The 17,414-nt window shown below is 39.8% G+C and carries 21 protein-coding genes; 12 read left to right on the top strand and 9 right to left on the bottom strand.

Annotation, left to right across the window (positions count from 1 at the left end):
* The first annotated feature begins 71 nt into the window (after positions 1-71).
* The 3 genes from pdsR to ATS74_RS19980 all read left to right on the top strand — a co-directional run bounded on the left by pdsR (position 72) and on the right by ATS74_RS19980 (position 3,213).
* Positions 72-761, top strand: a complete 690-nt coding sequence (gene pdsR, locus ATS74_RS01445; RefSeq protein WP_058547516.1) for a proteobacterial dedicated sortase system response regulator — start codon at positions 72-74, stop codon at positions 759-761.
* Positions 761-2,896, top strand: a complete 2,136-nt coding sequence (gene pdsS / locus ATS74_RS01440) for a proteobacterial dedicated sortase system histidine kinase (RefSeq protein WP_058547164.1) — start codon at positions 761-763, stop codon at positions 2,894-2,896. The genes pdsR and pdsS overlap by 1 nt, the downstream gene beginning before the upstream one ends.
* Positions 2,897-3,048: 152 nt before the next feature.
* The gene (locus ATS74_RS19980; protein WP_201023012.1) at positions 3,049-3,213 is read left to right on the top strand and encodes a hypothetical protein; all 165 of its coding nucleotides are present in this window, start codon (positions 3,049-3,051) and stop codon (positions 3,211-3,213) included.
* A gap of 4 nt (positions 3,214-3,217) precedes the next feature.
* Here the strand turns inward: ATS74_RS19980 and ATS74_RS01435 are convergent, their stop codons facing one another.
* Complete coding sequence (locus tag ATS74_RS01435) at positions 3,218-4,477, bottom strand: multifunctional CCA addition/repair protein (RefSeq protein ID WP_058547163.1); 1,260 nt, start codon at positions 4,475-4,477, stop codon at positions 3,218-3,220.
* 133 nt (positions 4,478-4,610) lie between these two features.
* On the opposite strand from ATS74_RS01435, the gene ATS74_RS01430 reads away from it, so the two are divergent.
* Positions 4,611-4,838, top strand: a complete 228-nt coding sequence (locus tag ATS74_RS01430) for a hypothetical protein (RefSeq protein WP_058547162.1) — start codon at positions 4,611-4,613, stop codon at positions 4,836-4,838.
* A 15-nt stretch (positions 4,839-4,853) separates the two neighbouring features.
* Here ATS74_RS01430 and ATS74_RS01425 read toward each other — a convergent pair whose 3' ends face one another.
* Genes ATS74_RS01425 through ATS74_RS01410 form a run of 4 tightly spaced genes read right to left on the bottom strand, consistent with a single transcriptional unit; the run spans position 4,854 to position 8,721 of the window.
* Positions 4,854-5,354, bottom strand: a complete 501-nt coding sequence (locus ATS74_RS01425; RefSeq protein WP_058547161.1) for a DUF1543 domain-containing protein — start codon at positions 5,352-5,354, stop codon at positions 4,854-4,856.
* Positions 5,355-5,364: 10 nt separating this feature from the next.
* Positions 5,365-6,711 carry a sigma 54-interacting transcriptional regulator gene (locus ATS74_RS01420; protein WP_058547160.1) on the bottom strand — a complete coding sequence of 449 codons (1,347 nt, stop codon included), beginning with the start codon at positions 6,709-6,711 and terminating at the stop codon, positions 5,365-5,367.
* 2 nt (positions 6,712-6,713) lie between these two features.
* Positions 6,714-7,262 (bottom strand): hypothetical protein, encoded by a 549-nt coding sequence (locus tag ATS74_RS01415; RefSeq protein WP_058547159.1) that lies wholly within the window; start codon positions 7,260-7,262, stop codon positions 6,714-6,716.
* A gap of 1 nt (position 7,263) precedes the next feature.
* Positions 7,264-8,721 (bottom strand): sensor histidine kinase, encoded by a 1,458-nt coding sequence (locus tag ATS74_RS01410; protein ID WP_058547158.1) that lies wholly within the window; start codon positions 8,719-8,721, stop codon positions 7,264-7,266.
* Positions 8,722-9,033: 312 nt separating this feature from the next.
* Between ATS74_RS01410 and ATS74_RS01405 the strand changes: the two genes are divergently transcribed.
* The 4 genes from ATS74_RS01405 (at position 9,034) to ATS74_RS01390 (ending at position 10,175) form a co-directional block, all read left to right on the top strand.
* On the top strand, positions 9,034-9,267 hold the full coding sequence (locus tag ATS74_RS01405) for an EF-hand domain-containing protein (RefSeq protein ID WP_058547157.1): 234 nt from the start codon (positions 9,034-9,036) through the stop codon (positions 9,265-9,267).
* Between the two features lie 23 nt (positions 9,268-9,290).
* Positions 9,291-9,518, top strand: coding sequence for a hypothetical protein (locus ATS74_RS01400; protein ID WP_058547156.1), 228 nt, complete (start codon positions 9,291-9,293; stop codon positions 9,516-9,518).
* Between the two features lie 174 nt (positions 9,519-9,692).
* Positions 9,693-9,929, top strand: coding sequence for an EF-hand domain-containing protein (locus tag ATS74_RS01395; RefSeq protein WP_058547155.1), 237 nt, complete (start codon positions 9,693-9,695; stop codon positions 9,927-9,929).
* Between the two features lie 9 nt (positions 9,930-9,938).
* A complete protein-coding gene (locus ATS74_RS01390; protein WP_058547154.1) occupies positions 9,939-10,175 on the top strand; it encodes a calcium-binding protein in 237 nt (78 codons plus the stop codon).
* Positions 10,176-10,226: 51 nt separating this feature from the next.
* Here the strand turns inward: ATS74_RS01390 and ATS74_RS01385 are convergent, their stop codons facing one another.
* Positions 10,227-10,685, bottom strand: coding sequence for an energy transducer TonB (locus tag ATS74_RS01385; RefSeq protein WP_058547153.1), 459 nt, complete (start codon positions 10,683-10,685; stop codon positions 10,227-10,229).
* Positions 10,686-10,847: 162 nt separating this feature from the next.
* Here ATS74_RS01385 and ATS74_RS01380 point away from each other — a divergent pair, with 162 nt between their 5' ends.
* Positions 10,848-12,518, top strand: coding sequence for an amidohydrolase (locus ATS74_RS01380; protein WP_058547152.1), 1,671 nt, complete (start codon positions 10,848-10,850; stop codon positions 12,516-12,518).
* A gap of 51 nt (positions 12,519-12,569) precedes the next feature.
* Here the strand turns inward: ATS74_RS01380 and ATS74_RS01375 are convergent, their stop codons facing one another.
* Complete coding sequence (locus tag ATS74_RS01375; RefSeq protein WP_058547151.1) at positions 12,570-12,806, bottom strand: YgjV family protein; 237 nt, start codon at positions 12,804-12,806, stop codon at positions 12,570-12,572.
* A 279-nt stretch (positions 12,807-13,085) separates the two neighbouring features.
* Between ATS74_RS01375 and ATS74_RS01370 the strand changes: the two genes are divergently transcribed.
* On the top strand, positions 13,086-13,742 hold the full coding sequence (locus tag ATS74_RS01370; protein ID WP_058547150.1) for a Crp/Fnr family transcriptional regulator: 657 nt from the start codon (positions 13,086-13,088) through the stop codon (positions 13,740-13,742).
* 63 nt (positions 13,743-13,805) lie between these two features.
* Here ATS74_RS01370 and ATS74_RS01365 read toward each other — a convergent pair whose 3' ends face one another.
* Both ATS74_RS01365 and pepB read right to left on the bottom strand, forming a co-directional pair.
* The gene (locus ATS74_RS01365) at positions 13,806-14,372 is read right to left on the bottom strand and encodes a phosphoribosyltransferase (RefSeq protein ID WP_058547149.1); all 567 of its coding nucleotides are present in this window, start codon (positions 14,370-14,372) and stop codon (positions 13,806-13,808) included.
* A 182-nt stretch (positions 14,373-14,554) separates the two neighbouring features.
* Positions 14,555-15,850: an aminopeptidase PepB gene (gene pepB / locus ATS74_RS01360; protein ID WP_058547148.1), complete on the bottom strand. Its 1,296-nt coding sequence runs from the start codon at positions 15,848-15,850 to the stop codon at positions 14,555-14,557.
* A 121-nt stretch (positions 15,851-15,971) separates the two neighbouring features.
* On the opposite strand from pepB, the gene sfsA reads away from it, so the two are divergent.
* Positions 15,972-16,697 (top strand): DNA/RNA nuclease SfsA, encoded by a 726-nt coding sequence (gene sfsA, locus ATS74_RS01355; protein ID WP_058547147.1) that lies wholly within the window; start codon positions 15,972-15,974, stop codon positions 16,695-16,697.
* Between the two features lie 255 nt (positions 16,698-16,952).
* Positions 16,953-17,396: an RNA polymerase-binding protein DksA gene (gene dksA, locus ATS74_RS01350; protein WP_058547146.1), complete on the top strand. Its 444-nt coding sequence runs from the start codon at positions 16,953-16,955 to the stop codon at positions 17,394-17,396.
* The last annotated feature ends 18 nt before the right edge of the window (positions 17,397-17,414 follow it).

Genomic DNA, 17,414 nt, shown 5'->3' with positions numbered 1-17,414 from the left:
GCCTTTTTAACCGTACACAGCTTAAAAACTTCGATATAGTGCAAAATAAGTTAGATAGGATAATGATAGAAATGAAAAAAATAGCCATCATTGAAGATGAAACTGCAATCCGCGAAAACTATATTGAAATGCTTAGCGCACAAGGTTACCAAGTAAGTGGCTTTGCAGATCGCGCCAGCGCAGAGATTGCATTTAAAGACGCCCTACCCGATTTAGCCATTGTTGATATAGGCTTAGGCCACGAAATAGATGGCGGTTTTTTGCTTTGCCAAACCTTGCGTACGCTTTCTAAAACACTGCCTATTATTTTTTTAACCGCCCGCGATAGCGAAATAGACACAGTATGTGGCCTGCGTATGGGCGCCGACGACTACCTAACAAAAGATATTAGCTTGGCACACTTAGCTGCGCGTATTGGCGCGCTATTTCGTAGAATGGAAGCCCTTGAGCAACCTGCCGATGCCAATGCACTTATAACCCGTGGGCAGCTGGTGCTCGACACGCAACGTATGCAGGTATTTTGGCAGCAGCAATTAGTTGATTTAACGGTCACTGAGTTTTGGATGTTGCACTCACTCGCGCAGCGACCAGGGCATGTTAAAAGCCGGAACGATTTAATGAGCGATGCAAAAATTTATGTAGATGACAGCACCATAACCTCACACGTAAAACGTATTCGCAAAAAGTTTATGGCACTTGATAGCCACTTTGACTGCATAGATACCGTGTACGGCATGGGTTACAGGTGGGAACAACACTAATGCTACGATTTGGCCTGCGCAGTAAATTTATATTACTTTCGTGCTTTTTGTTTTTACTGCCGTGGCTAGGCTACGAATACGTATGGGAAATGGAAAAGTTTTTACGCCAAGGCCAAGAAAAAACTCTGGTAGGTACTACTCGCGCACTTGCCACCGCGCTGCATGAGCGCCCCGCACTCTTTGACGAGCAAACCAACTTTTTAGATCAAGTAGTAAAAGGGCGCGACTTATATGCGTACAATCTTAAAAATCCAATTCAACTTGATGGAAAACTGGGCGACTGGCAAAGTTATCAACCACTCTTTTGGCAATACGATAAACGCTATTTACAAAAAGCAGACAAGGAGCATAAAGCTGAGGATTTATCGTTTGAGCATATGGTGGGTAAGTTTGATAATTACTTATATGCGCTATTTAAAGTAACCGATAACACATTAATTTACCGTGCAAAAAACAGCTTAAGCATTACCAATAACGATTATTTAAAAATTGGATTAAAAACCCCTGACGGCCAATTTAATACATATATTATTGCGCCGCGCCAAGATGGCTGGATCAATGCGTTTGATGCCAACACCAAAATACCGTTTACAAAAATTCAGGGGTATTTTGAAAGTACCAAATCAGGTTATAACGTAGAGCTGCGCTTTCCTATAGAGTTACTTGGTAATAAACTTGGCTTTGCCATTGTTGATGTAGATAGTAAAAATGCATTGGCAGCACCTAAAACTATGTCGACTTCTAATTTAAATAACCCTAGCGATCTAGGCTCAGTGCTTGTACCGTCTCCGGAAATTAACCGCATTTTAAAAGGTATGGGCCACAGTGGCAGCCGTATTTGGGTGGTCGACAACCACCACCGTGTGTTAGCACAATCGGGAACAATTCAAAATGCCGATGGCGTATGGGCCGATGGCCTTAAAAATCAAGCACCAAAAACGTGGTGGCAGCGCTTTGAGCAAAATTACTTACACCCACTGTATTATAAAATTTTAACCCGCCCAGAAAACGAATTTTTAGACACCCTACATGATGTAGCATCAATGCAAGGCACCCATTTGGCAAAGGCCTTAAAAGGCCAGCCGGCATCATCGTGGCGGTTAACGCCCGACAGTAAAGCCGTTATTTTATCGGCGGCCTACCCTATTTGGATTGACGATAAAGTCATAGGCGCAGTAATCGCTGAAGAAACCACAAACGGCGTACGCACGCTACGTAATAAATCGCTCGAAAAACTCTTTAACGTTATTTTAGCGGTGATGCTCATAGGCACCGTAACCTTGTTCTTTTTTGCCTCTCGAATATCGAGCCGCATTAGGCGATTGCGTGATACCGCAGAGCAAGCAATTGACGCCCAAGGCCGTATAACTGGCAGCATTAATTACAGCGATGCTAACGATGAAATCGGTGACCTCTCTCGTAGTTTTTCAAACATTGTTAGTCGACTTGGTGGGTATACCGACTACTTAGAAAATATGTCGTCGAGGTTATCGCACGAGCTACGTACACCGGTTGCCGTGGTGCGCTCATCACTTGAAAACTTACAAAGTTTGCCACAAAACGAGCTTAGCCAAAAATACCTAGAGCGTGCCAGCGAAGGGGTTGAACGTTTAGGTAAAATAATTACCACCATGAGCGAGGCCACACGCCTTGAACAAAGTATTCAAAGTAATGAGCCCGAGCCATTTGATTTACAAAAGGTAATAAGTGGCTGCATGCAAGGCTATCAACTTACCTACCCTAAACAATTGTTTAAGCTCGATATATGCCAAAGCCCACTGCCCATGCAAGGAGCACCTGAGTTTATTGCGCAACTGCTAGATAAGCTAATTAATAATGCGTTGGAGTTCAGTAAAGCAAATACGGCTATTAATGTAAGCCTTAAGCAGAGCGAAAATAAAGCTATATTAGCGGTAAGTAACATAGGCCCCGCCTTACCAGAGGGGCTAACTGAGCATATTTTTGATTCTATGGTGTCGGTACGAAGCCAGCAAATGCAGCAACAACCACATTTAGGTTTAGGGCTTTATATTGTAAGGCTGGTGTGTGACTACCATAAAGGCAGCGTAACTGCGCAAAACAACGAACAGAGGGATGGCGTAATATTTAAAGTAACCCTCCCGCTGCAAGGATGATATGCATATAAGGGCGGCTATTTTATAAACCGTCCTTATTTTTTGCACACCGATTACAATTTAGTACAACTTCAAATGTAACTATTCACTTTTAATTCAGTCGAATGGCCATACCCTACATCACATTAAAGTATTAAATTTAAGGATTACCTATGAAACCATCACTAGAGCGTGAAGAACTAGATTTTATTTTTGACTTATACAGGCCCTCTAAAAAGCCTGAATCTGAAAACGTTAAACCAAAAAGTGCTAATTACAAAGACTTAAGAAAACCCGAAACAGCTAAAAACCAAGTTATATCGCAGTATTTAGTTTAGATAATTAAAGCACTCGCGTTTCATGTTTTTCATTTTGTAAAAATGATTTTATACAGTTTATTTCTGCCAGCTTTACCTCTTCGCCTATTTCTGGGCCTTTTTTGCCATTTTTAAGTGCATTTTGCACTATCTGCTTTTTATCCATTTTTTGTAGTTCGCTAAAAATTGCTCGCAGCTTAGTTGCTTGCGGGTATGGCTTATCAACAAGTGCTTCTCCGCGCCCTTGCGCATCGCATTGGCAAGCTTGAGTAAATGCAATAAATCGCTCAGGGTGCACAAGTGCGTTTAAATTAGTCACGATTAACTTATGAATAGTTTGCGCCCTTAACTGATCAACCGTGTGACACAAAGTATGATTGTCGCTAGTGAGAACACCAATATCACGAAATCGGTTGGGTACTTTTAAACGCTCACAAAATTCTTCAACTACAGCTACACCTTCGCGCTCATGGCCACGTAAATTACCGCGCTTTTTAAAACTCAATGCTTTACCAAAATCATGGGTAAGTGCAGCAAAACGAGTCTCAAGGTTAAAATTCAAATCGGCAGCGCGCCTTAAAACCAGCATGGTATGTATAAATACATCGCCTTCTGGATGATGATTCGCTGGCTGCGGCACACCCTCCATTCCCTCTATTTCAGGAAAAATACCTAAGCCATGCAATGCTTTAAAATAAAGTTCTGGGTGTTTTTCGCCAAGGGCCTTTTCGGTTTCAAGCCATACGCGTTCGGGCACTAAATGATTAAGCTCACCTTTATTTTTAAGCTCTCGCATTAATGCATAAGTACTTGGATGAATACTCCACTGGCTGCCATAGCGCGCTAAAAAACGCGCAATGCGTAATACACGTACAGGGTCTTCTACAAATGCTTGTGTGGTGTGGCGCAATATTTTGTTTTGTAAATCACTTTGGCCATTAAATGGATCAATAATGCTGCCATTTTCGTCAAGTGCCATTGAGTTAATGGTTAAATCGCGCCTTGCTAAATCTTCTTCAAGGGTTACATTTGGGCTGGCATCAACCACAAAGCCGGTATAGCCTTTACCGCTTTTTCGCTCAGTACGGCCCAGTGCATATTCTTCTTTTGTTTTTGGGTGTAAATAAACTGGAAAGTCGCTACCTATTGGCACAAAACCAAGTGTCTCCATAGTTTGTGGCGTCTCACCTATGACTACGTAGTCGTTATCTTTTGATTCTATGTTTAGTAGTTGATCGCGCACTGCGCCGCCAACAAGATACACCTTATTTAAGCTACTTTTCACTTTATTCCCAATAACACTTGCCCAATTGTTTGACACTAATCATATCATTATTTAAAAAATTCTGCGGCGTTTGCCAAGCTCGAGTAAGCTCATTACAATGGCGCATTATTTTTAAGTTGCAGCCTCACATTCAATGAAAAACCATTCATCAAAAAAAGAACTTATGTTACTCCCCATTTTATTAGTGGTTATTTTAATGTGCGTGGCGGGTCATTTTTTACTGCAAGCAAACTTTCAAGACAGCAACATGGTTGAGTACATGTTGGCAGCACTGCCATTTGCAATGTTTGGATTAGTTATTGTGGCATTTAAAATGGCAGCTAAAAGCGAAAAAGATGAGCAAAGCGAGCAGGACTCTTAGTCCTGCTTTGCTGATTTAAAGTACATGGTAGCCAAACCAGTCTGGCTTTATTGTTTGAGCTTGCCCGCTTGGGGTCAGTTTAATATTTAATTGGCTGTCGAGTAGGTCAATGGCAAAGCAGTCATCCACATCGTGTAAATCATCTTTATGAATATGGCTAAGGCCTGCGAGCAAATCTCTTTTAGCACGTTGTTTGGCCTCATTGCTACTACTTGCAACATACAGTGCAAAGTCGTGTTGCTCAGCCATAGAGTCACTTCTATAAGCGCCTAAATTAACAAAATAAAGCTGCTTATTTTGCTCAACATAGGTATCAACTACTTCTACTTTAAAGCCATCAATATGGTTTATGGCCATAAAGCTATCCATATGTACGCTACTTTTATCGCCCACCCATTGGCTTTTTAACTTTGAGTAGGTTTGCTCTATATTCTCCCCTACTACAAAGCGAATATCGTGCATTTCTATGTGGCAACCTTGGATTCGCCCACCTAAATACACCATAAATAACTGCATTTGCTTACCTTTATAAATTATCTACATCAATATTGTGTTTTTTAATCAGTTTATAAAAGTCTGAACGGTTTCGTTTAGCAAGCTTTGCGCCTTCGGCTACATTGCCACCGGCCATTTTTAAAGTATTGATTACGTAGTCGCGTTCAAACTCTTTTTTAGCATCGTTAAGTGATAACGGCTCTACATTTTTTTCGTTACTATTAAGGGCTGCCAACACTAAGTGTTCTGATATTACTTCGCTTGGCGTTAATGCAACAACTTGCTCTACTACGTTTTGCAATTGGCGAATATTACCTGGCCAATCGAAGCGTACAAGTGCATGCATGGCATCGCTTGCAAAACGTTTTTCGCTTTGATTCATACGTTTGGCAATACTTGCGCTAAAATGCTGTGCAAGTAAGCTTATGTCTTCACGGCGCTCATGAAGTGGCGGTAGTTTTAAGTTAACAACATTTAAGCGATAATATAAATCTTCCCTAAATTGCTGATTTAAAATCGCATCCGGTAAGTTTTTATGAGTTGCAGACACGATTCGCACATCAATAGGAATTTCTTCTTGAAAACCCACCGGCCGAATGGTTTTTTCTTGAAGTACTCGCAGTAACTTAACTTGTAAGTTAAGTGGCATATCACCAATTTCATCTAAAAATAACGTGCCGCCCTGCGCTTGTTGAAACAAACCTTGGTGATCTTTCACAGCGCCTGTAAATGAGCCTTTTTTATGGCCAAATAATTCGGACTCTAAAAGCTCCCCTGGTACAGCGCCGCAGTTAATAGCCACAAATGGCCCTTCGCTTACATGACTGTGTTGGTGAATCGCCTGTGCAAGTAGCTCTTTACCTGTACCACTTGCACCAGAGATCAGCACATTAACTTGTGTTGGCCCAAGTAATTTTACTTGCTCAAGCAAATGCAGCATAGCCCCGCTGCGTGTCACAATATTACTTTTTGGAATAACTTCATCGGCGTTAACGCCATGTATTTCTATAGCTTTTGCAAGGCTGTCGAATAGCTCGTCTTTATCTACTGGTTTTGTTATAAAAGCAAAAATACCTTGTTTAGTGGCTTCAACCGCATCAGGAATAGAGCCATGAGCTGTCATCATAATAACGGGCAATGCTGGGTAGCGGCTTTGCAGTTGGCGATGTAGTGTCATGCCATCCATTTCATCCATGCGCAAGTCGGTTATTACCGCATCAAACACTTGGTTTTTGAGTATTTGCAGTGCCGTAATACCACTTTCGCAAGTAGTTACTTCATAGCCTTTAGATTCGATACGAATAGCCAGTAATTTTAATAAGCTGGCGTCGTCATCAACTAATAATACTTTTGCGCCTTGCGGCTTTTGTTCGGCCATAATTACTGCTCCTTGGTATCTTCGCGCAATAAAAGTTGCTGCTCTATAGTTGCTAATGACGAGAGGGTTTCTTGCATTTTATCATTTAGTGCTTGTTGCTCTTTTTTAGCATTTATTTGCATTGTTACTTGCTGCTTTTGCAGCCATAAATATTGCTTTATATCGTCAGGCCAAAAGTAAGCTAAATCGAGCTTTAGTAATTTACTCATAACCGCATTAGGATCAGTATTTACGTTTAAGCACATGTATTTAAAAAAGTGTTTAAGTTCTGTCTCACCTAAGTAAGCTTGCTTAACCGGCGCAACTTTAAATCCGCCACATTGATTAGCATGCCAAGCAATAACTTGCTCTGCAGGTGGATAGGTTGGTTCGCTTTTAGGGCGTGCTTTTGGGCTAGGCAGTGTGCTTTTATTTTTTGTTGTTGTGGTGGTATCAACTACTGGCGCAGGCGAAGACACCACACTTTGTTGTTGTGCGTTATTTGTTTCACACCCAGATAAAATAATAGTACTGATCAGCACACATAAAATAGCCATTAAACGCGAGCGCATGCTAGTTAACTCCTTGATTTATTGTTATGGGAATTTTTATTAAAAATTGGCAACCATGAGGCTCATTATGCTCAACGCTTAATTTACCCCTTAATTGCTCTACCGATTCTTTAACTATGGTTAAACCTAAGCCACTGCCTTGCAGCGTAACATCTTTATTATGTTTACCTTGGTAAAATGCGCCGAAAATCTGTGTTTTTTCTTGCTCTTTAATACCACAGCCATGGTCTATTACTTTTATATTTAGCTGGCTTTGCTCAAGCGCTAAATCTATAGCTACGTGCTGCCCTTGCTCTGAAAACTTTAAGCCATTTGAAATAAGCTGTATTAAAATCATTTCTATTAATTCACTAGGCAAAGCAAGCGGTTTATTTGGTAAGTTATTTTGCCACTGAAGTGCTTGATTTCGGGCACTTAAACGATGTTCAAAATGACTATTAATTTTCTTAATTAAATAGCTAAACTCTACTTCACTTAAACTATCTTTGCTGGTACGAATTGCATTGTAACTAAGTAGGCTATCAATCATGGTTCGCAGACGCACCATTGACTGACTAATCAGTTCAAGTACTGCTTTTTGCTCGTCGGTTATAGGGCCTACAATTTCATCACTTAAAAGGTCAGTTCCTTCGACCATTGAAGCAAGCGGTGTTTTTAGCTCGTGTGTTACATGGCGTAAAAAAGTGTCTTTTTGCTGTTCAAGTACACGCAGCTGCTCTTGCACCCACTGCAGCTTATTACCAAGCTCAACTAACTCTGCTGAGCCATGAACGGCTATTTTTTGCTGCCAATGCCCTTGCCCTAATTTATCGATTACTGAAGTTAAGCCTTTAAGGCGCTTACTAATACGCCATAAAAAACCGCCGCCCACAATTAGAGTTAGCGGAATAAGTGCCACCAGCCAATTTATAAATGAAGACTGCAATGAAGAAAGCTCATTTTGATTGTTCTTTATTTGCTCTGCATTTACGTCGCGAAGCCATATGGTCAGCTCTGCAACTAAGTCACTAATAGGTAAAAATAAATCTGCTTGCTGCTGTTTTTCTTCTACTAATTGAGTATGAGCAGTTTGTAAGGTGTGTGCTAAGCGTTGCCAATTAGCGTTGTAATCGGCTGATGAGCTAAATTGGGTTAACTCATCAATACTTTGCAGCGATGTTTGCCATTTATCTACAATTAGGTCATCAAGAGATTCACTTTTTAAAACCCAGTTTTGCCGAGTCGCACGCTCTAAACTATTGAGCTCTTGCTTTAAAGTATTGAATGATTTGGTAACGTGATAATTGTCACTGACTATTTGCTGAATAACGGCGAGTTGTTTATTAAGTGCATTTAAAAACACAATTACCACTAACGAAAGTGGTAATAAAGATAACAACATACTTATTACAAACTGTCCGATTAAGTTAGGGCGCCAATTAAGTAATGCATGGTACTTTTTAGCCATAGTTGCAGGCATTGTGTTTAGTCCTTTGCTTTTTAGTATCTATTATCAGGCTTTTACCTTATACACTAGCTGAATCAGTAATTATATTTAATACGTTCAAGCCCTATTACGCCTTAATTGTGGCCAAATGGCAACAACGTAAGCTATTGATATAGTAGCCATACAAAGCAATGCAGTTAAAAGTGTTGCAAAAATCACACAAAGCTCTGTAAAAATTTCTTACCTTAAAATCAAAAAACAAATAAGCAATTGATTATTAACAAAAATAAAAATTGGCATTGTTTTTGTAGTAGCTAATCTAAATTTATTTAAAAGGAAATAATTATGAACAACCGCTTTTTAGTGATCTCATCATTAGCTGCTTTAGGCTTTTTAAGCGCAAGCGCCTTGGCAATGGACGTTCAAGCCACTTTTAATGAACTAGATAAAGACAGCAACGGTACTTTAAGTGAAGCCGAAGCTGGTGAAGACGCAGTGCTTCATGAGAATTTTTCGCAAATCGACACCAACCAAGATGGTCAGTTGTCGCTAAACGAATTCAAAAAGTTCATTCAATAACTCATTAAATAAGGAATGTGATTATGAAACAACTTATAGCCGCTTTTTCGTTAATGTTTTTAGCCATTAGCGCAACCGTATTGGCGTCGCCAATGCATGTTCGCTTTGCTCATTTAGATAAAGACATGGACGGACAAATTACACTTGCTGAAGCAAAGCAAGACAAAGAAGTAATGAGACAATTTTCTGATTTAGATGAAGATGACGATGAAAAGATTTCAAAAAAGGAATTTGAAAGTTTTAAGCCATAACTCGCTTTAGTTAAGTTTTATTTAAGCTTGTTACAGGTAAAGTTGAATTAAAAGCATTTGCCATAATCCCTGAGGGAGTGTGTAAACGGATTTAATGTTGGGAGTTAAATTACGGCAAGTGCTTTTTCACTATTTTAATAGCTCATTTTAAATACATCTTTTGGAAGGAATACCATGAAGATACTTACATTTGTATCAAGCCTATTTTTGCTTTTTAGCTTTAATGCCGCTGCACTTGATGTAAAACAACGCTTTGATCATCTCGATAGCAATAAAAGTGGCTACCTAACCCAAGATGAACTTGAACCTCAACCGCAACTTTTGAGCACGTTTGTGATGTGGGACAAGAACCAAGATAACCAAATTTCGTTAGTCGAATTTAAAAATTATCTCACCAATAACCTCTACTAAGTGATTTGTATGAAAAACATAAGCTATATGGCGCTCTTCGCGTTTAGTATTTTTAGCGCAGCTACCTTTGCAGCCAACAACAATATTGCAGAGCAATTTAAAAAATTAGATAGAAACAAAAATGGCTTTTTATCTCGAGCAGAAACCGCAATAGATCCCGCCTTATGGTCACGCTTTGCAAGCTATGATAAAGACAAAGACAGCCGACTTTCACTTAGCGAATACGGCATATATGCAAGTAAGTAATAATTCAAAAGTTATGGCTAGGTTATTGCCTAGCCTGAAATTTATTTATGGTTAGTAATAAAACTTACGAGCAGGACAATTTTTTAGATACTCTTCGCCTGTCGGTTCTGGCGTGAGTGAATAATCCAGTCTAATATTTGTTAATACTGGTTGCTTATTTGTATTTTGAGGGGCTGCCTTCCAACGCCACAACTTGACAGCTTTAAGAGAGCTTTGATCAAACACACCTTCTGGGTATGAAGAAATGACCTTATAACCTTGCGCTTTACCTTGTGAATTAATGACTGTCACAAGCTCGACACACCCTGTAATGCCTTTTTTAGCGGCTTTAGCCGGATAGATTGGCTCTACCCTTTTTTTGTTTAGCCAGTATTCTTTTTCTGTATCACGTAATTCTGGAGTAGATAAGTCTAAATAATTAAGCTTAGATATATCTTCCGAAGAATCTGTAGTTGAACTGCATGCACTAAGTAAGGCAGTCATTGGAAATATAAAGTATAGAGCTTTCATAGCAACTCCTTATGCGTTAATAAATCGCTAATACTAGGTAGTATTCACATAAATTACCTAATACGCAACCAAAAAATAATATGGTATTACTCACCTCTCACATTGGTATTATAAATTTTGGTTTGCTAGTGTTAACGCACAAACAATAAAAAATAATACCTTATGCAACTCAAAACATTGATAAAACCACTGCTACTAGTAAGCATATTAGCTAGTTCGTGCCACGCTATTGCTCAAACCAAAGTTATATACAACGCAAACGGCTACACACCTTTATACAAAGGTGAAGTACAGCAATTTTCTACCCTTGTTATTAAAAATGGTAAGGTAATAAAACTAGGTAGAGATGCCCTTAAGAATAGCTTTCCTGATGCGAAACTAATTGATGCACATGGCAACACTTTGCTACCGGGTTTGATTGACGCACATGGCCATGTAATTGGCCTTGGCGACAACTTATCGCAATTAGATGTACGAGGTGCAAAATCGGTTGATGACGTTACTTCAAAATTAAAAGAGTTTGCTAAAGATAAACAAGGCTGGATTGTAGGCCGAGGCTGGAACCAAGAGCTTTGGAGCGATACCCGCTTTCCAAGCGCTAAAGACTTAGATAAAATAGTTAACGACCGCCCTGTTGTACTTTCACGCGTTGACAGCCACGCTATTTGGGTAAATAGTAAAGCGCTTGAACTTGCAGGCATAACCGCTACAACCAAAGCGCCTGAAGGCGGTGAAATAATAAAAGATGAGTTTGGCAGCCCTACAGGCATATTTGTTGATAAAGCCGAAGCGCTAATTACAAAACATATGCCAGCTCCTTCAAAAGAAGATATTAGTAATTCACTAGATGCAGCCGGCAAGCACTTATTAAGCTTAGGCATTACCTCAACACACGATGCAGGTATTGATAAAACCACATGGCAAGTTTACAAAGAACGTGGCGACTTAGGTAATTTACCACTTAGAATTGTGGCTATGTTAAGCGGTGCAAGTCCAGATTTAGAAGAAATGCTAAAAGCAGGCCGCTACCATGACAAAAATGACTTTATGGAAATTCGTAGTGTTAAAGTATATGCCGATGGCGCATTAGGATCTCGTGGTGCTGCCCTTATTGAAGAATATGCAGACAGAGCAGGTCATCATGGTTTAATGCTTGAAACACAGCAAAAGCTCGAGTCTATTTTTACTCAAAGCTTTAAAAGCGGCTTTAGCGCAAATACGCACGCTATTGGTGATAAAGCAAATAAGGTAGTTCTTGATGCCTATCAAAATGTATTTAAAAAAACTGGCGGAATACTTCTTCGAAACCGAATAGAGCACGCGCAAATTGTAAAGCCTGACGATATTCCTCGCTTCAAAGCATTGAAAATAATTCCATCTATGCAACCTGTTCATGCTACTTCAGATATGCACATGGCAGAGCAGCGTTTAACTGACAAACAACTAAGCGGTGCTTATGCTTGGCAAACATTTTTAAAACAAGGTTCGGTAGTGGCTGCAGGGTCTGATTATCCTGTAGAACTGGCAAACCCATTTGATGGCCTGTATTCAGCTATTACACGGATGGATCATAATAAATTGCCTGAAAACGGCTGGCGTGCAAGTGAAGTACTTAATAGGGAAGATGCATTACGTGCGTTCACGCTAGGCGGTGCTTATGCGGCACATCAAGAGTTTAAAGTTGGCAGCTTAGAGAAAGGTAAATGGGCTGACTTTATTTTAATAGACAAAGACTACTTTAAAGTACCCGTTGAAGAAATTTATAGCACTCATGTATTACAAACATGGGTTGCCGGTAAGCTTAAGTACAAAAAAAAAGTTAACGATAAATAAAACAAAAAAAGGGTTAACTCACGTTAACCCTTTTTAGTACCACCGAATAGTTTAGCTTTTTGCCTGAACTACTTTTGGCTGGCGATATAATTTAATAATATGATACATGTTTACTAGCGCAAGTAAGCCATTAGTGAAAATGACAGGTACGGCGTTAATTGCCACACCATAAGCTGTAAAAACAATACAGCCAAACATATTATACCAACGCAGTTTAACTACATCGGTCATTGTTAACGATGCAACCAATAAAGCTGATGCAATATAACCTAAATATTCCCAACTCAATTGTTCTCTCCTAGGCTTTAGGTTAGCATTACATTACTGCTAACTTATGGCACTTATAAGTATTGCAAAGTGTTAAATAAAAAAGCTAACTTGCATAAAAACCCAAAAAAGTTTGCTGGTGGTTGCCAACAACTTCCTAAATCATTACACGGGAAATGAAGGTAAAATAATACATCTAGCAAGGCTAGATGTAATTGCAAGTTAGCGTAAATTCTTAGAGCTTTAATGTTAACGTCATTAGGGTGTAATAAATAGGACAATTGTCCGAAGAGCATATTGATGTTTCAATACCATTTTTCTAGTTACCTTGTTGAACAACTTCTTACCTTTGCGGGTAGTAGTTATCAGCAATCAAAAAAAGAAGTGCTGATCCACCAAGATCAGCCTTTAAGCAAGCTTGTGCTTGTACGCAGTGGCACTGTGTCGTTTAGTTACGATGTAGGCAACGGACGCCGCCTGCTGTTAGGTCAATTGGATTGCAACAATACGTTGATAGGCGAAATAGAAGCGCTTAACAATAACCCGTGTATTTATACTGTTACGTGTTTTAGTGACGTAACCTATAACTTAATTGAATTGCGACATTGGCGAGCACTACTACTCGAAAAGCCAGAACTTAGCTTATACACAGCACAAACTATCGCGGCTAAGTTTCAGGAAAACCAAAAAATCAATTTAGATAAGTTATTACTACCCCTGAGCTACAACATAGCTAAGGATTGCTTATTAAGAGCCGAGAACAACAACCCTACGCTTCTAAGAGCTTACCCTACAGTGAATGCCGAAGCCGAACGCTTTGCAACCACTGAGCGAGCTTACAGACGCGTTGTGACTGAACTCGTTGAAAAAGATCTAGTGCAAAGAAGTACTCATGGTTTGCAGGCGGTCGACATTCCCAAACTTAGCGAATATGTTGATAGCTTTGCTCAACTTTAAGTTATTTAAAATTTTCTCATAAAAAAAGGCCTCAACGGCCTTTTTTTATGGATAAATTACATATTACTTTTCTAGTAAGATATCGTGAATCTTCGCAAGGTCTGATTTACCTTCAATGATTTCATCAGGCGTTAAACCCGATAACTCATGCGGGAACACTAACCACTCTTCCGATTCATGAATGTAGTAATCTGGAATAGTATCTACTTTTGAGTTTTTAGGTTTGTAGTACGGGCACGCAATACGAATGTCGCTAGGTAGGTTTAAACGCATTAACTCAGAAAGCTTTTCTTTAAGAGCGACAATACTGCGGCCTGAGTCAAATACATCATCAACAATTAGTAACGAGTCACCCGCATTGGCGTTTTCTACAATGTAGTGTAAACCGTGTACTTTAATTTCTTTTGATTGTTTACCAATGCCGTAATAAGACGAAGTACGAACCGCAATATGGTCGGTTTCAATACCTTTGTAATCGTAATACTCTTGCACAGCAATACCGATTGGTGCACCACCTCGCCAAATACCAATAATAAAGTCTGGACGAAAGCCGTCTTTATAAACTTGTGCCGCTACGCGGAATGAATCTTCAAGTAGCTGTTGAGCTGTGATGTAGCACTTATCTGACATAGTTAGAACCCCAGTGGTGAGTATAACATTTGAGTGAAGGCTCTTTAGCCAATAAATAAACACTCAAACAGGTATTGGCGCAGGATTTTACCGCAAATAAAAAAAAATTGCTTGCCTGTAAATAATAAAATAGGCACCAAAAGGTGCCTATTTAAAGTATTAAAAGCCTATTTTACGTATTATTAAGCTTTTTCTAACAATGTACGGGCAACTGTTCTCATGCCTTGAGTTGTTGCACCCGCAGCCCATTGACTGGTGCTGCCCATATTAAATGCAGCAGCTAAATCTATGTGTACCCAACCTTTACCATCGTTTGGTACAAAGCGTGATAAAAAGCCTGCCGCGTTTGATGCGCCGCCGTAACCGCCACCTTTTTGAGCACGGCTATTAGCCGTATCAGCGTATGGTGATGGGCAATTTTGCTGGTGCCATTTTTCAAGTGGTAATGGCCATGCTGCTTCCATTTCTTGAGACGCAAAATCTTCTACTTCACGAACTAGTTCTTTATCAAGTGCAAATAAAGCGTTGTACTCTTGGCCAACAGCAACAAGTGCAGCGCCCGTTAACGTAGCGGCATCAATAATTAATGGTGCACCCGTTTCGCCTGCAGCCATTAAGCCATCGGCAAGTACTAATCGTCCTTCAGCATCGGTATTTACAATTTCAACAGTTGTACCGTTTTTGTAAGTTAAAATATCGCCTAACTTGTATGCATGACCAGAGATTAAGTTCTCTGCACAACATAAAAATAATTTAATGCGTTTTTCTACACCACGATTAATAGCCAATGCTAAACCTGCGGTTACCGTTGCTGCACCGCCCATGTCGCACTTCATACCAAGCATACCTTCGCTTGACTTGATTGAATAACCACCAGAGTCAAATGTAATACCTTTACCTACAAGGGCTGCACTTACTGGTGCATTTTCATCGCCTGTAGGGTTGTAATCAAGCTCAAGTAATACAGGAGGGCGAACACTGCCACGGCCAACCGCATGAATACCAATCCACTGTTGCTCTAATAAGGCATCACCTTTAATGATTTGGTAACTTACGTGCTCAGGCGCTAATGATTGAATAAATTCAGCTGCTTTTTCAGCAAGGCTCTCTGGGTAAATGTCATCAGCTGTGCCGTTTACCATTTCACGTGCCCATGTAGCCGAGGCTTTTAAATGTGCAAGCTCTTTAATATCTGACTGTGCGTTATCTGTAAATTCAACACCATCTAATAACTTTGGTGTCACAAAGCCTTGGTAAAAAGCCCACTGGCTTTCGGTGCACCATGCATCACCAGCTAATACAACGCTTTTTACGCCTTGGTTAGCAATAGTACGCGCTGCTTTTTGAACATTTTTTAATGTTTCTTGCTCAGATAAATGAACCGTTGCGCCTTGCTCGTTAAAAGACAACGTGGCGCTTTCGCCCCAATGGCTCGGTGCTGCGTGTTCGCTTAGTTGAACAACAAATTTTTCACTCATGTTAGAATATCCTTGCACTTAAATGTGCCAACGAGTTTACTATAGTGCGCACAAGTTCCCAACAGCTTGAGATAAATAACATAAACCTACGTACCAACTGCGTTTAGTATTGGAATATTTAATGAAATACAGCCCAGCCCTACAAAGCGCGACCCTATTAAAGCGCTACAAACGTTTTTTAGCCGACCTACAACTTAAAGATGGCAGCGAGTTTACCGCTCATTGTGCCAACACAGGCAAAATGACCGGCTGTGCAGAACCTGGCTTTAGCGCTTTTTATTCAACCAGCGACAACGCCAAGCGAAAATACCCACAATCACTAGAGCTGACCAAAAATAATTTATCGCAACTTATTTGTGTAAATACAGCCATTGCTAATAAAGTGGTTGAAGAGGCTATAAACAACAATGTTATTACTGAGCTTAACGGCTATGAGCAACTGCAAAGCGAAGTAAAGTACGGCAGTGAAAATAGCCGCATAGACTTTTTACTTACCGATAGCAGTAAAAGTGATTGCTACGTTGAAGTAAAATCGGTCACATTACTAAGTCAAAGTGACCCGCAAAGCGCTCAAGGCTATTTTCCGGATGCGCAAACGCTGCGTGGGCAAAAACATATTCGCGAACTCATTGAAATGATCGAACAAGGCCACCGTGCAGTATTACTGTTCGCTGTATTGCACGAAGGTATAAATAAAGTGAGCGGTGCTGCACATATAGATGAAAAATATAACGCACTATTAAACCACGCTATTAGTAAAGGTGTTGAGGTTTTAGTGTATAAGGCAAGCATTAGCGCCAACGAAATAATACTCAATGAGAAAATTGCATTTATAGCTAACTCGTAAAAATATGAGTCTATAATGCTTAAAATTAAAAATTTAACTTGTTTTTAAACTTTTTGCCCATATTAATAGGCAAGTTTTAGAAAGCGAAAATGCGGCTATTAAAAGAACAATTAGCAAAAAATGTGCTTTTTAGCCGCAAAATATGGTTGAAGCTAATTCGATTAATCAAAAATAAATTTGCCTAGGGTATAAGATTCTGCTATTTATACCGCCGGCTAATGCTGAGGCATTAAATTAAGGATTTAGGAGAGAGTTATGCCAGACCAAAAAAGACATGGTTTATTGGCTCAGGCCGGTTTAGAACCATACCAAGAAAAGCCGGGCGAAGAGTATATGAATGAAGCACAACGTGCTCATTTTAAAGCGATTTTAGAAGCATGGCGCAACGATTTACGTAACGAAGTTGACCGCACAAAATCGCATATGCAAGACGAAGCTGCTAACTTTCCTGATCCAGTTGACCGCGCTGCGCAAGAAGAAGAGTTCTCTTTAGAACTAAGAACTCGTGACCGCGAACGTAAACTGATCAAAAAAATTGAAAAAACAATCAATTTAATTAAAGAAGACGATTTTGGCTTTTGTGAATCATGTGGCATCGAAATTGGCATTCGCCGCTTAGAAGCGCGCCCAACTGCTGATTTATGTGTAGATTGTAAAACACTTGCAGAAATCAAAGAAAAACAAGCTGGACGCGGTTAATTAACCAATATTAATTAA

The sequence above is a fragment of the Pseudoalteromonas sp. H103 genome (assembly GCF_001469205.1).
Taxonomy (GTDB): domain Bacteria; phylum Pseudomonadota; class Gammaproteobacteria; order Enterobacterales; family Alteromonadaceae; genus Pseudoalteromonas; species Pseudoalteromonas carrageenovora.
This window is presented reverse-complemented; position numbering and strand designations above follow the sequence as displayed.